Annotated in this window: 11 protein-coding genes and 1 pseudogene; 5 read left to right on the top strand and 7 right to left on the bottom strand. The window is 60.9% G+C overall.

The window, feature by feature from the left end; translation table 11 throughout:
- Positions 1-89: 89 nt before the first annotated feature.
- Together GGR04_RS22270 and GGR04_RS22265 are read right to left on the bottom strand one after the other, a co-directional pair.
- Positions 90-1,229: a mannitol dehydrogenase family protein gene (locus GGR04_RS22270; RefSeq protein ID WP_183202625.1), complete on the bottom strand. Its 1,140-nt coding sequence runs from the start codon at positions 1,227-1,229 to the stop codon at positions 90-92.
- Positions 1,230-1,385: 156 nt separating this feature from the next.
- Positions 1,386-2,078 carry a FadR/GntR family transcriptional regulator gene (locus tag GGR04_RS22265; protein WP_183202602.1) on the bottom strand — a complete coding sequence of 231 codons (693 nt, stop codon included), beginning with the start codon at positions 2,076-2,078 and terminating at the stop codon, positions 1,386-1,388.
- A 268-nt stretch (positions 2,079-2,346) separates the two neighbouring features.
- Here GGR04_RS22265 and GGR04_RS22260 point away from each other — a divergent pair, with 268 nt between their 5' ends.
- From GGR04_RS22260 to GGR04_RS22245, 4 genes are all read left to right on the top strand, one after another.
- Positions 2,347-3,876 carry a sugar ABC transporter ATP-binding protein gene (locus tag GGR04_RS22260; protein ID WP_183202600.1) on the top strand — a complete coding sequence of 510 codons (1,530 nt, stop codon included), beginning with the start codon at positions 2,347-2,349 and terminating at the stop codon, positions 3,874-3,876.
- A gap of 7 nt (positions 3,877-3,883) precedes the next feature.
- On the top strand, positions 3,884-4,909 hold the full coding sequence (locus GGR04_RS22255) for an ABC transporter permease (protein WP_183202598.1): 1,026 nt from the start codon (positions 3,884-3,886) through the stop codon (positions 4,907-4,909).
- A gap of 81 nt (positions 4,910-4,990) precedes the next feature.
- The gene (locus tag GGR04_RS22250; RefSeq protein WP_183202596.1) at positions 4,991-5,938 is read left to right on the top strand and encodes an ABC transporter substrate-binding protein; all 948 of its coding nucleotides are present in this window, start codon (positions 4,991-4,993) and stop codon (positions 5,936-5,938) included.
- 70 nt (positions 5,939-6,008) lie between these two features.
- Complete coding sequence (locus GGR04_RS22245) at positions 6,009-7,013, top strand: aldo/keto reductase (protein WP_183202594.1); 1,005 nt, start codon at positions 6,009-6,011, stop codon at positions 7,011-7,013.
- Between the two features lie 642 nt (positions 7,014-7,655).
- On the opposite strand, the gene GGR04_RS22240 is transcribed toward GGR04_RS22245, so the two are convergent.
- From GGR04_RS22240 to GGR04_RS22225, 4 genes are all read right to left on the bottom strand, one after another.
- Positions 7,656-7,865 (bottom strand): transposase, encoded by a 210-nt coding sequence (locus tag GGR04_RS22240; RefSeq protein ID WP_210291934.1) that lies wholly within the window; start codon positions 7,863-7,865, stop codon positions 7,656-7,658.
- A 161-nt stretch (positions 7,866-8,026) separates the two neighbouring features.
- Positions 8,027-10,006, bottom strand: coding sequence for a calcium-binding protein (locus GGR04_RS24350; protein ID WP_183202591.1), 1,980 nt, complete (start codon positions 10,004-10,006; stop codon positions 8,027-8,029).
- Positions 10,007-10,191: 185 nt separating this feature from the next.
- Entirely contained in the window at positions 10,192-11,637 is a 1,446-nt protein-coding gene (locus tag GGR04_RS22230; RefSeq protein WP_183202589.1) for a glycosyl hydrolase family 95 catalytic domain-containing protein, read from the bottom strand.
- Positions 11,634-12,692, bottom strand: a complete 1,059-nt coding sequence (locus GGR04_RS22225; RefSeq protein ID WP_210291933.1) for a glycoside hydrolase family 95 protein — start codon at positions 12,690-12,692, stop codon at positions 11,634-11,636. The genes GGR04_RS22230 and GGR04_RS22225 overlap by 4 nt, the downstream gene beginning before the upstream one ends.
- A gap of 1,248 nt (positions 12,693-13,940) precedes the next feature.
- Here GGR04_RS22225 and GGR04_RS22220 point away from each other — a divergent pair.
- A complete protein-coding gene (locus GGR04_RS22220; RefSeq protein ID WP_183202586.1) occupies positions 13,941-14,231 on the top strand; it encodes a COG3415 family protein in 291 nt (96 codons plus the stop codon).
- Between the two features lie 23 nt (positions 14,232-14,254).
- Here GGR04_RS22220 and GGR04_RS22215 read toward each other — a convergent pair.
- Positions 14,255-14,401: pseudogene (locus GGR04_RS22215) on the bottom strand (IS481 family transposase); the annotation flags it as partial.

The following is a 14,401-nucleotide window of genomic DNA, read 5'->3' as shown; positions in this document are numbered from 1 at the left end:
GCGTCCTCGGCGCCCTCGGCGTTTGCCTGCAGGGCAACCGCGACCGGGTCTCCAGCGCTTAAGGATCAGGGCATCAACGTTGGTGCCGGTCACGATCTCCGGTTCGTCATCGAGGTCAAGATGGGCTGGTGAATCGGTTCGGCGAGCAATAGGCTGCGCTCTACGATCGGCTGCAGACGCCGCACCTTCTTCTCCGCGTGATTGCCCGCAATGTCGGATAGCCGATGCGCCAGAAAGGGGTTGAGGAAGCGCTGCCGGGTTTCTTCGACATAGAGTTCGGCCTCCAGCCCCAACCCTTGTGCCGCGAAGACCGGTACCACCTCTCTCTCCCAGACGGTTTCTAGCGTTCTCCGCACGGAAGGGTCCGCCATGGCCTCTCGAACCGTCTCGCGAGCGGGACGTCCGCCGGAAATCCAGAGATCCGCCAGGACCGTGTGGCCGAGATTCAGGATGTGGAGCTTCAGTTGCTCGTAGCGAGCCAGATCGTCGGTGACGACGATGGCGGGATGGCGGCAGGGAAGGACCAACCCTTCCTGTGCTTCAATTGCCCATAGGGCGTAGGGCTCCGCCACGGCGCCGACAGGCTGCAGCGGTTCGGACACGATCCGGTCGACCAGACTGTTAGCGAAGCGGCAACGCGCGGAGAGAAAGTCGAAGAACGCAGGCGGAGCGTTCCAGGCAGTCGCGAGATCGCGAACCAGCGTGCGTAGCTTGTCGCCGTTGCCGCTGACGAGCTCGCAGGGAAAGAGCGACAGGGACGTCTGCGGGACGGTTTCGAAGCGTTCGAGCAACAGGGCTGCGATCTTGGCCGGGAAGCTGCGCGGTGGGCGGCTCCGGTCGGCGACGCTGTCGGCGGTGTCTGCGGGGTCGAGGCAGAAGCCGCGGTCACCGGTGTTGGAAATGATGACCTCGACCGTCATCGCCTCCCGCCGCACGGCATTCCAGTCCCGGCGGGCCGAGTAAGCGCGCAGCACCGCCCGACCTTCAACCACGTCGTCGACCGTCCGCTCACCCACCAATCCCCGGATGTGGACGGGGTAGGGCTGACCGAGCGACAAGGCTTCGACGCGCAGGGCGCTTTCCGCGCTGTCGGTGGTCTGGACGACGGTGATGCGGCCGATGGCGTCCCCGCGCTCGAGCGCCTGCGAGACGAAGAGGTCCGCATGCGCGAGAAGAAATCGGCTCGTGCCGAATTGGAGGATGGCGCTCGCAGGCTGCGCGGAGGGCACGCTGCCTGGCGGAACGAACGAAGCGGATGAGGACGATGTCAAAATGAACTCCCGAGAGCGGTATCCGATGTAATCTTGCGGCTCGACCGGGCTACGGAAATGTCGAGTGCGCGTGGAAGGGTGGAGCGCAGCCTTCCGAGGCGAGCGCTCCCGAACTCATGGGCCGATCCAGCGCAAGCGCGAAGCCTCCAGGTGGTTCTGCATCGCGGCTTGCGCCAGCAACGGATGAGCCGCCTCGAGCGCCCGGATGATCGCCGCGTGTTCGGTTACCGCCGACATCCAGGTCTGCTGCGATTCATAGCGTGTCTGGATCTGGGCACTCATCGGTTGATGCCGCTCGTCGAACAGTTCAGTCACGAGCCGGACCATGACGGAATTTCCCGTTAGTTCGGCGATGGTCCTGTGGAAGCGACGATCCGGTTCCAGCGGGCTTCGTTCGGCCGCGATGGCGGAGCGCATCGCCTCGTTGGCGAGCTTCAGTTCGACGATGGCCTCCGGCGTCGTTCGTGCCGCAGCAAGCGCCACTACGGACCCCTCGATCGCCGCACGCGCCTGCATCAACTCGGACGGACTCTCGCCCATCGGCTTGGTCGAAAGATCGGCTTGCGGCGGCCTTGCGCAGACATAGACGCCGGAACCCATGCGAATTTCGACACTGCCCTCGATCTCCAGTGCAATCAGCCCTTCGCGCAAGGACGGCCTCGATACGCCGATCTGAAGGGCAAGGTCGCGCTCGGCCGGCAGCCGGTCGCTTGGGAGGAAGTGTCCGACGCGGATCAGGTCACGGATCTGGTCCGCAACCTGTTGGTATAGGCGACGACCATCCACCGGCTTGAGACTGGCTGACATCTTCTCTCCAATTGGCCTGACCATAAAGCACTTTTTTCCGTTCAGAAAGACCAAACTGATCTTGGTAAATGTCTATTATTGATCTATCCGCGTAAATTGGATTGACCAATTTTGAGATGGCCTATAAATGCCAAATGCTGAGGGAGCAGGATTCGGCAGGATCGAGCTTGTCGGGCTTCATGCGGAGCCGTGACGAGGCGGCGGGAGGATCTTCATGACGCAGCCTATTCCTGTCCAGAAGCCGGTTCCTGTCCAGAAGCCGGTGGACATGGCCTCGACCGGTCCCGTGGAGATGGGTCGCACGATCCTCCAATTGACGTCGATCACCAAGGAATTTCCCGCCGTCCGAGCCTTGTACGACGTTTCATTCGACCTGCGGATCGGCGAAGTGCATGCCGTGTGCGGCGAGAACGGCGCCGGCAAGTCGACGTTGATGAAAATCATTAGCGGTTTGTACCAGCCGACGTCCGGATCGATCGTCTACAAGGGGGCGCCTTGCCGCTTCCAATCGACGACGGAGTCCGAGCGGCGGGGCATCGCGATCATTCATCAGGAACTGAACCTCGTTCCACACCTATCCGTCGCGGAGAACATCTTTCTGGCGCGCGAGCCGCGCAATGGCCCCTTCGTCAACCGTGGCAAGCTTCATCGCGATGCGGCCCTGCTCCTGAGGCGCATCGGGCTCGCGATCGATCCCGACACCGTCGTCCGCAGTCTCTCCGTCGCCCAGTGCCAAATGGTGGAGATCGCCAAGGCGCTGTCGTTGAACGCCGAAGTTCTCATCATGGACGAGCCGACCTCTTCTCTTACCGAGAGCGAGACAACCGTTCTCTTCAAGGTCATCACAGATCTGAAGCGCTCGGGCGTTGGGATCGTTTACATCTCCCATCGTCTTGACGAGATGGCGGGCATCGTCGACCGCGTGACGGTGCTGCGGGACGGGCGACACGTCTCCACCCATGACTTTGCATCCGTCACGATCGACCAGATCGTCGCTGAGATGGTTGGCCGATCGCTGGAGGAAAAGTTCCCCGAGGCAACGCGCGTCCCGGGCAAAGAGGTGCTTCTGGAGGTCAAGGGGCTCGCCCGGCAAGGCGCCTTCACGGACATCGACTTCACGCTTCGGCGCGGCGAGATCCTGGGCTTTGCGGGGCTGATGGGCGCTGGCCGAACAGAAGTCGCGCGCGCCATCTTCGGCGCCGATCCGCTGGATGCCGGCGAGGTTCTGATCGGCGGTCGCAAGGTCGCCATCGGCTCCCCGCGCGACGCGATCGCCGAGGGACTGGCCTACCTTTCCGAAGATCGCAAGAAAAGCGGACTTGCGGTGGGCATGTCGCTCGCAGCGAATATGTCGCTCGCCAACATGAGGGACGTCGCCGGCACCTCCGGCTTCATCGACTTCGGCAAGGAGGAGAATGTGGCGCGACGCTACGTCGATCTCCTGAACATCCGAACCCCTTCCATCCATCAGATCGTCCGACTTTTGTCCGGCGGCAACCAGCAGAAGATCATCATTGGGAAATGGCTGTTCCGACAGTCCCGGATCCTCTTCTTCGACGAGCCGACGCGCGGGATCGACATCGGAGCGAAGTTCCAGATCTACAAGATCATGGACGAGCTCGCGGCGCGCGGAATTGGCATAATCCTGATCTCCTCCGAGCTCCCCGAAATCCTCGGACTCACGGACCGGGTCGCGGTCTTCCACGAGGGCCGCATCACCCAGATCCTGGAAACGGCAAGGTCCTCTCAAGAGGAGATCATGCACTACGCATCCGGCTACGCGCCCGGCAGACATTGAGGACCGCATGAGCAATCCCACAATCGACAAGACGGGCCGGCCCCTGTTCACGGACAAGCAGAAAGACTTGATCCAGAAGTTTGCCGCACTCGGCAGCCTCGTCATCCTGGCGATCGTGTTTTCGGTCACGAGCAACGCGTTCTTCAGCGTTGGCAACGGAATGACGATCGCGCTTCAGGTCACCTCGATCGGCCTTCTCGGCATCGGTGCGACTTGCGTCATCATCACGGGCGGCATTGATCTTTCGGTCGGCTCGGTCCTCGCGCTCGCGGGCGTCGTGGCGGCGCTGGCGGTCAAGGAATGGGGCATGCCCGTCCCCATCGGCATGATGCTCGGCATTCTTGTCGGAACGCTTTGCGGTGCGATCAACGGACTGGCCGTGACCCAGCTGAAGCTGCCGCCCTTCATTGCGACGCTCGGCATGATGATGGTGGCGCGTGGCGTGGCGCTTCAGATCACCGGCGCACGCGCCGTCTCCGGCCTCGGCGAAAGCTTCGGGCAGCTCGGCAACGGATCGCTTCTGCGCATCGAGTCGATCGCCGACGATGGCTTTCCAATCGTGACCTTTCCCGGCATCCCCTATCCGGTGCTGCTCATGATCGTGCTCGCCATTGTGGTGGCGACCATGCTGAAGCGCACGGTGCTGGGCCGCCACATCTATTCCGTCGGCTCGAATTCGGAAGCCGCGCGGCTATCGGGTGTCCACGTCTCCGGGGTGACGCTCTTCACCTACGTCCTCTCCGGAGCGCTCGCGGGCCTCACCGGCTGCGTGCTGATGTCCCGGCTCGTGACCGCGCAGCCCAACGAGGGCGTGATGTACGAGCTCGACGCCATTGCCGCCGCGGTGATCGGCGGAACATCGCTCATCGGCGGCGTCGGAACGATCTCGGGCACGCTCATCGGCGCCTTTGTCATCGGGATTCTTCGCAACGGCCTGAACATGAACGGTGTCTCAGCTTTCACGCAGCAAATCATCATCGGCCTCGTCATCCTGGTCACCGTGTGGATCGACCAGATACGCAATCGCCGCTGACGTGCCCGACCCGCCTCCCGGGAGGGCTTTGGAGGCACAGGCAACCCATCCGACTCGTCTCGTCCTTCAGGGAGAACAATCATGCACAGAATTCGGGCAACCCTTGTGGCCTCGGCCACGGTATTCGTGATGGCTTCCGCTCAGGCAGGTGCCGCCGAGATCGCTGTCATCGTCAAAACGGTCAACTCCACGTTCTGGCAGAACGTCCAGAAGGGGGCGGATGCCGGCGTGGCCTCTCTGCCCGAGGGCACGACGATCTCGTTCGATGGTCCCGCCTCGGAGGCCGCCATCGCCGATCAGGTGAACATGGTCGAGAATGCCATCAACAGGAAGGTCGCAGGCATCGTCCTTGCCCCTTCGGATCCCGATGCACTCGTCCCCGCGATCAAGAAGGCGTGGGAGGCTCGCATCCCTGTGGTCCTTATCGACTCCATGCTGGCCGAGAGTGGCGAGAAATACTACCAAGCGTTCCTGGCGACCGATAACAGGAAGGCCGGTGAGCTCTGCGCGAAGGTTCTGATCGACAAAATCGGCAGCGAAGGCAAGATCGCTATCATGTCCTACGTCGCGGGCGTCGGCTCGGAAGTCGGCCGCGTCGGTGGATTTACCGACTATGTCAAGGCCAATTCCAAGCTCGAGATCGTCGGCCCCTTCTATTCGCAGTCGCAGATGGCGACGGCGCTGAACCAGACCACCGATATCCTGACCTCCAATCCCGACCTCAAGGGCATCTTCGGCGCGAACGAACCCACTGCCATCGGCATGGGCCGCGCGCTGGCTCAGACCGGCAAGGTTGGCAAAGTCGTGGGCGTCGGCTTCGATGGCAACGAGGATCTGCAGGGCTTTGTCAAGGATGGCACGCTCGCGGCGATTGCGGTGCAGGGTTCCTTCCAAATGGGCGAACTCGGCGTCCAGACCATCGGCAAGCTGCTCGGCAAGGAGAAGGTCGAGAAGACAATCGATACCGGCGTCATCGTCGTGACAAAAGACAATATCGACCAGCCGGAAGCAAAGAACGTACTCTACTAGAATTCATTCTCCGACCAACCGCGACGTCGGCTTTGTCCGACGTCGCTTCAAACTATTGATCGAGTTCTTTATGAAACCGTCGGACACGCGGAAGCTTGCGAGCGTCGATATCAATCTCTCGGTACTCGGCCTCGGCTGTGCGCAGATGGGCCATCTGTCCAAACGAACGCCCTTGGCGGAAGCCAAGGACGCAGCCGAAGCTGCTTGGGACCTTGGCATCCGCTACTTCGACACCGCACCATTCTATGGCTTCACCCGTTCGGAACGGCGTCTCGGGACGCTCCTCGACGACCGGGTGCGAGACGACTTTCGGGTTTCGACCAAGGTCGGCCGCCTTATGATACCGGAGCGCGTCTACCGCGAGACCGACGAGGGGTTCGCCTTCCCGGCACCCTTCGTTCAGGCCTACGACTATTCCTACGACGCGATCTTGAAATCCTTCGAGGCGAGCCAGCAACGCCTCGGCTTGGCCATGATCGATATTCTCTACGTCCATGACATCGGCGCGATGACGCATGGCGATCGTCATGGACATTACTGGTCGCAGTTGACGGCCGGTGGCGGCTTCCGTGCCCTTTCCGAGCTCAGGGCAGACGGGCGGATCCGGGCTTTCGGGATTGGCGTCAACGAATGTGACGTGCTGCGAAATACCCTCGACGAATGCGATATGGATGTGGCCATGCTCGCGGGTCGTTATACGTTGCTGGAACAGGATAGCCACGATCTTCTCGACCGGTGCCTGAGCCACGGCACCCGGATCGTCGTCGCAGGCGCCTTCAATTCGGGTGTGCTCGCCGGCAACAACAGTTTCAACTATGGCGAGGCACCTCCGGAGATTCTGCGTCGCGTTCTCGCACTTCGTGAAGCAGCCAGCGAATTCGAAATTCCGATCCAAGCAGCCGCACTTCAGTTCCCGCTAGCGCATCCAGCTGTTGTCTCGGTCGTTGTCGGTGCACGCAACGCCGATCAGATTACACACAACGCCGCCTGGCTCGAGATGGAGATCCCCGCAAGTTTTTGGCAGAGCCTTTCGAAAAAGGGTCTAATCGTAGACGGCGCTCCTCTGCCAGAATGAACTCGACCTATTTAATTTTGTATCTGTTTCAGTTGCAATGTCGATGCAGTTTCCTCGCTTCGGCATCGACATTCAATGACCCTATGTCGTCTTCGGCTGATGATCCATTATTCGGGTTGGAAGATGATGGCGACTGGGATGCAAACGGCAGAAGATGTAGCCGCATCGGCCCCGTCGCATATTGGGAGCGGCTTGGTTCTACGAGGTAGACGCTGCGTCCATTTTCGTCGGACGGCACCATACGCACGACTTTTGAGCGCCGCCCTGGGTCGTTGCCAACGATCAGATCCACAATGTCGCTAGAACGGGCGCGCTCGAAAGCGCAGGATACAGGGCGGTCTGATCGACATCGAGGTGTCGATCCTCGGGGCATCCGGCATCGGCATCTTGCCCGGCTCCTCCCGAGGTGAAGCGCCGGGCGGCTCGTTGTTCACAAGGCGCCGTCATCACCGTCGGGGCTTGACCGGGCCCGCGACCAGAAGAGCCAGATCCTGCGCGTCGCTCCAAGAGCGGTGGATCTGTTCTCGCTGTCAGTCAAGGCGAAAATCCCAACCTTGCAGGGCTTGCGACCCGTCAGCGATGGCGACCCAAGCCGGCAGTTTCACGCCTCACCGTGTTGTTTCAAAATGAATGTCGCACCAGCTACCAGAAGTGGGGCGGTTTCGCATTGCCGCGCCTCGTCCTGCCGCCAAGACGCTTCTCGTCGCCGCTTGAGCAGGCGCTCGGCATGATCCCGATCCAGGCCGCCAGTTCCTCGGAGTCGCGCCATGTCAGCGCGTAGCGGCCATACCGGCGCCTGCAGAGCAGGATGGTGTCGGTGGCGACATGCCGGCGCTTGAACGTCAAACTCATGTTCGAGCCTGCGCTGTCCGCCATCGTCGGAGTTGCAGGCTTTCACCGCCTTCAGAACTTTGCGACAGAGCCGATGGAACTCTCCAGCGAGATCGACGCTCGCGTGGAGAGAACCTCGTCCGGTCTGCTCGATGCCCGGCTCGACGATGCCGCCGCAACGATCAAATCAGCAGGAAGTCGTCTGCTGTCAGCCGGAGACCGGCGTCGAGTTCCGCAAACTTGATGGCGGCTCCGCGTCCCGAGCCGTCCGCGTCGAAGAAGAGATCGCCGGTCTGGTTGTCGTAGATGATGCGATCGAACGCATCTTGCGCCTTACCGCCTGCAACCGACAGAAAGGCGTCGGCCGATAGCGCACCGAACCCTGTAAAACCACTGAAAACGTCGTGATCGAGCCAGATCGTGTCCTCCACGACCGAAAAATCTTTGATGACGTCGACGTTGGACCGCGACAGAACCGTGGAGAAGACGAAGCTGTCGCTCCCGGCACCACCGATCAGCTGGTCGTTTCCGGCACCACCATCGAGGATGTTGTTGCCCTCATTGCCGACAATACGGTTGGCGAGAGAGTTCCCGCCGAGTCGGACGCCGCTTGTTCCAGTGGCGGCGAACAACTCCTCGATACCTTGACTCTCGGATATCTGGAAGTTGACCGACGTGTGGACACTGTCGGTTCCGCCGATACCGCGCTGCTCGATCACCACGTCGCCGAGATTGTCGACGAAGAATGTATCCGAATCATTGCCGCCGGTCATCACATCGGCACCGACGCCACCGTCGAGGATATCCGCGCCGGCGCCGCCGTCGAGACGATTGTCACCGTCGTTACCGACGATCTTGTTGTCGAAGCGGTTTCCGGTAAGCGTGAGGGGAGCCGACCCGTTGGCAGCAAGAACGACCTCGATGCTCTGGCTATCGCTCAGTTTGTAGTCCACAGAGGTCACGACGGTGTCGAGGCCCCTGCCGTTGACTTCCACGACGACGTCCCCGGCATCGTCCACAATATAGGTGTCGTCGCCAGTTCCGCCTACGAGCTGGTCGGCGCCGGCGCCGCCGTTCAGGCGGTTGTCGCCTGCGTTGCCGACGATGCGATTGGCCAGTCCGTTGCCGACCAGCGCCAAGGGATCCGTGCCCGCCGTCGCGATCAGCGTTTCGATGCTCTGAGCGTCGGTCAGGGCGAAGTTCACCGACGTGTACACGGTGTCGGTGCCTTCGCCGTCAATTTCTTCCACGAGGTCGCCGGAATGGTCGACATGGTAGATGTCGCTGCCGAGGCCGCCGATCATGGTGTCCGCGCCGTCTCCGCCGTCCAGAGTGTCATCGCCTTCTCCACCGTCGAGCGTGTCGTCCCCGGCCCCGCCATCGAGCGAGTCTTTGGAAAGACCGCCATAGAGTGCGTCGTTCTTCGATCCCCCGATGAGCGTGTTACCTGCATCGGACGCAAAGACGGTGGCCGCCTGCTGTCCACTGAGAATCTTCGAAAGGTCGAGCGTCCCCTTGCCGGCCACGGTCAGCGTGATCGGTGTCGGAGTGGTCGTAGGCTCGTTGAAGGTCACGATGCGTTGGAAAGCGGAGAACTGTGCGGCCGTGCCGGTGATGTTCTCCCCCGCCGTTTCCAGAACCTCGACGTTGCGGATCGTCAGTCCACTAATGTCCGTTCGTCCGCTCCAGCCGAGAACGTCCCAGTCCGCGCCGCCATCGACGACGCCGCCCGTCACGTCGCCACCAACGAAGATCCGATCGTCGCCTGTGCCGCCGTTGATCGCGACTCTGCCGCCATAATCGTAGATCTCGTCCCGCCCGGCCCCGCCGCTCAGGACGTCGTCGGCCGTATCCATGCCGCTGAATTGTCCGGCGAGGTAATCGTCGCCGTTCCCGCCGTTGAGGATGTCCTTGCCCGCTCCGCCCAAGAGGCGGTCGTTCAGGGAGCCGCCCGTCAACGTGTTGCCCGTATCGGACGCCATTACGTTGACGGCGCGCTGGCCGCTCAGTTGCTTCGCGAGGTTCAGCACCCCCCCGCCCTCGATCTGAAGATCGACGGCTGTTGTGAGGTCCTGCTGCGAGACCCGAATCGTCTCGTAAGATGAGAACGATGCGGCCGTGCCGCTGATGCCTCTGCCCGCGGTATCGAGTGTCTTCGCCATGGTCGTAGCCCCCCAGCCGCAACGCCTCCCGCGCCCGGCATCAATTAATAATCATCGGCGTCATCCTGCCGCAGGTTGCGCGGCAAGCTGGTCGCCACTGAGCGAGTAGCGACGCCGATCGGATTCCGATGCGAGAAACCGGAAGGAGGATCACCCGAATCCAGCGGACGATCCCCCTTCCGTGGCTACCAGCGCCGAGTGTATTGGCCCGCCGCGTCGAGTTTGGCCTCGAAGCGCTGGCCGTTGCTGCGGACCGCGACGGTGCTCGACGGCTGGCCAACGATCTTCAGGCTGGTCGGCCGTGCGCCGGACCAGGTGAGGTCGACGACATGGCCACCGCGCACGTGGACGCCCCGGATCTCGCCCGACGGCCAGGCCTTCGGCAGTGCGGCGAGAATATGGATCTCGTCGCCCCAGGACTGAACCATCGTCTCGATGATCGCGGCCGTTCCGCCGAAGTTGCCGTCGATCTGAAACGGCGGATGCGCGTCGAACATGTTGGGATAGGTCCGTTGAGCGCCGATCAAGCCCTTCAGGACTCTGTAAGAACGCTCGCCTTCGCCCATTCTCGCCCAGAGGCAGGCACGCCACGCCGTCGCCCAGCCGGTGGAAAGGTCGCCCCGCCGGTTGAGGCTCACCTTTGCGGCCTTGATAAGCTCCGGCGTGTCGCGGACGTTGATCTGACTGCTGGGATAGACGGCGTAGAGATGGGACACATGGCGGTGATCTTGTTCAGGCGCTTGCTGGTCCCAGTCCTCCATCCACTCCTGGAGCTGTCCGCCGCTACCGATGCGATCGGCGGGCAGGCGCAGGCGGGCCGCTTCGATACGCTTCAGGAGGTCCTCGTCGCGGTTGAGTGCGCGCCCAGCCTTGACAGTCGCATCGAAGAGATCGCGAAGGATCTGCCGGTCCATCGCCGGTCCTGCGCACAGGGAAGATCCGAAGGGATGCCAGTTTTCGGGAGAAAGCGAGGGCGAGGTCACGAGACCGCGGCCCTTCGTGTCTTCGACGAGGACGTCGAGGAAAAACTCGCAAGAACTCTTGGAAACCTCGTACAGGCGGGTGAACACCTGCGGGTCTCGCGTATAATCCCAATGCAGCCAGAGAGTGGTGAGAAGCCAGGCACCCCCGGTCGGCCAGAGACCATATTCAGGCCCATCGAGCGGTGCACTTCCACGCCAGATGTCGGTGTTGTGGTGGGCGACCCAGCCCTTGGCCGCGTACATCGTACGGGCCGTCTTGGCGCCGGTGATCGTCAGATCTTCCACCATGCGCAGCAGCGGCTCGACGCAAACGCTCAACCCGGAAGCGTCGGCGTGCCAGTAGTTCATTTCCGTATTGATGTTGATCATGAACTTACTGCCCCAAGGCGGGTTCGTGCCTTCGTTCCAGATGCCTTGGAGATTGGCTGGCTGGCCTCCCTTGCGCGAGGAGGCGATCAGGAGATAACGACCGAATTGCACGTAGAGCGCGAAGAGGGCGGGGTCGTCTGACGTCTCCCCGACGGCAACGCGTCGATCGGTCGGTTGCGCTTCCGCCGGCGTGTGCCCCAGATCCAGAGTCATCGAGCCGAAGATTCTTTGATAGTCCACCAGATGGTCGCGCTTGAGGTCAGCATAGGACCTCTTCACCGCCGCCCTGTCCGCTCCCGGACGATCGCCACGGGATCGCCGCTGACATCCGCGAAGTTCACATAGCTCGTCGCGGCCGAAATGATGAGAGTGAGGCCCTTCGCACCGCGCACTCGCAGCCCATCGGCGCTCGCCACGATCTGCCCGTCCCCCACGGCCTGCACGCGGATCGCGTACTTGAGACCGCCGGGGATGCCCATTTGTTCTTGATTGCGACCCGTGATCAGAAGAGCCTTCGGGCCGTCAACGACGATGGTGACGCCATCGCCGGGCGAGCCAACGTCGTCCTTCTGCAGCCAGTTCACATCGCCGTCCGCTTGCAGCGTCGTCGCCGGCGTAGCCCAAGAATAATTAGCCTCCCGCTGTCCCCGGTAAACCATATCGAAATCGACGAAGCCGGCTTCAGCTTCGAGCCGCATGACGATCACTTGATCAGGGTAGGATGAAAAGGCTTCGCGCGTAAACCGCCGCCGACCGACGCCGAACGTGGTTGTGGCGACCGCTTGGCTGATATCCAGTTCGCGCCGATACTCGGTCGGTTTGGCTGGACTGACGAAGTTCAAAAACAGATCGCCAAGAGAGCTGTAGCTCATCTGCTTATATGGCCGGCCCGTCATTTTGAACCAGGCGTGGTCCTGAGCCTCCTTGAAACGACCTGCATTGATGAGTTGCCGAACTTCGGGCAACGCTGCCAGGGCCTCCGGCGAGTCATACGTGTGGGGCGATCCAGCATAGAAGGTCGCTTCGTTCAGCTGGATCCTTTCCTGTGCTACGCGCCCGAAAATCATGGCTCCGAGCGTTCCGTTGCCGAGCGGCAGGGCCCTGTTCCAGTCGGCGGCCGGATGGCGATACCAAAGACGCGAGTTGCCGGGAGCTGTCTGCGCCCCCGACAACGCCGGCATAAGCGGAGTCAGCGCCAATCCTGCTGCAAGACCTAAAACGTCACGTCGGTTGAATCCGCCCGATTGTTGGTCCGAAGTCATTTTGTCCTCCCAGTTTTCCGCCATTCGGCTTTCCGTCATCGCGCATGCGCTCCCGAGCACGCTCGTCTTCAAGTCCAGTCCCAATTGCCGCGCAGACAATCGCAACAATTCGTGCTATTTGCACACGTAAGCTGCGTTGCATAAATTACTGCTTCGCACTTGCATATGTGCTTTCGAATTTATCTGCATATGCATCGTTGTTTTGTAAACGAAGGATATTTTGCTGTAAGAGCTAATGCTTGAGGCAAATTATCCTATTTATTTTTAGAAATTTGCGAATTTACAATCGGCAGTCGGAATAATTCTTATTTATTAACTGCAGTTTAATATAAATCTATATCATAAAATATAATGTATTGGCTTTTCGCAGTCGCCGCCGTCTACAGACGTTAATTATATAGCATAATTCTTGCGTATAGGCGGCGCAATTTGTTCAAGAGTCTGGCTACTGCGTAGAAGAAGACCAAGTTTCCTGTCTGAGCGCGGGCGTTCGATTGAACAGCCAGCGCTATTCAAAGGGGCCGAATCGCCTGCCGCCCTTGACGGCACGGCCGTAGCTTCTCGCAACGGCAACACCTTCGATCGACCCGCACCTTCATCGGTCTCTCGAGTCCTTCCCCGTCTGATTCCGTGTGCAAGGATGAGAAGACAAGCCTTGGACTGACCAAGATACCAGTGCCACGCGGATCTCGATGCGGCACGCAGGCGCGATTTCACCCTTTTGCGAAAACGAACTTGAAAACCGAACCTCAGGACGGGCTCCAGCTTAGCCCGCGTCCTCTCCTGACATCGCACCGACCAGCACGGAGTAAGAGTGCGAACGATCTACCACATGGCGGGAAAGCGTCCCAGTCTCCACCGGCCTTGAGATGTTAAGCGATTACCTCCCAACTGGCCTTACCATAACGCAGCCTTTTGCTCTGTAAAAGAAAAAATACACCGTAAGCATCACGAACTTAAATATTTTTGCCCTTTTGGCCTGACCAGTTTTCTCGCGACCATGCGCGTGGCTTCTCGATACAATGTCGGCTGGAGGGCAGGGAGCAATGGGGGAGTATATGAACAACCAACGACTGTGAATCGTCTGAGATTTCAAGGCCATTCTGGCCTGAACCATGGTGACAAAGGAAGGTTTGCGATCTTGACGTCCATTCCGCTGCGGGCCGGCTTTGATGATCCGGGCCTACGCCGTTTGGCGCGGAAGACCAAAGGGCGCCAACCGGGCCCACCGTCTTCTGGCGCTGGCGGCGACCTACGAGGTTGGCTTGCGCACGGATGCGGCCCGAACCGGCGGGGGGACGCTCCAAGTGGCAGGATTGGGTGCTGCCGTTCAACGAACGCGGTCCGGCGGGCCTCGTCAAGGGGAAGGCGCCGGGCACTCTTTCCAATTTGCACGAGAAGCAGCGCCGGGCCTTGGCGGCGATCGTCGCAAGCGGCCCGGTTCCGGTGGTCCATGGCGTCGTGCGCTGGCGACGCAAGGACCTCGTGCGGTGGATCTTCGAGAAGTTTGCCATCTCAGTGGATGAGACCACGATCGGCGGGAGTTGCAGGCACTTGGCTTTTCAATGCTCGGCGTGTCCGCGGATGGTGCGCCGAACGAACTCGAGGTAAAAGCTTTCAAAAAGCTTTCCCACCTAGGTGTTCAGTCCCGGCATTTGATGGATTGGATCGAGCTTGAATCTTTCTGGTTCTGATGTCCACTTTTTGCATATGAACTCGTACGGGGTGAGGCCCTTCAGCGTCTTGAGCCGGCGAGCGAAGTTGTAGGCATCGATGAAGTC

Source organism: Aureimonas pseudogalii, from assembly GCF_014196835.1.
Classification (GTDB): domain Bacteria; phylum Pseudomonadota; class Alphaproteobacteria; order Rhizobiales; family Rhizobiaceae; genus Aureimonas; species Aureimonas pseudogalii.
The sequence above is the reverse complement of the archived record's forward strand: the minus strand, read 5'-3'. Positions and strand labels throughout refer to the sequence as shown.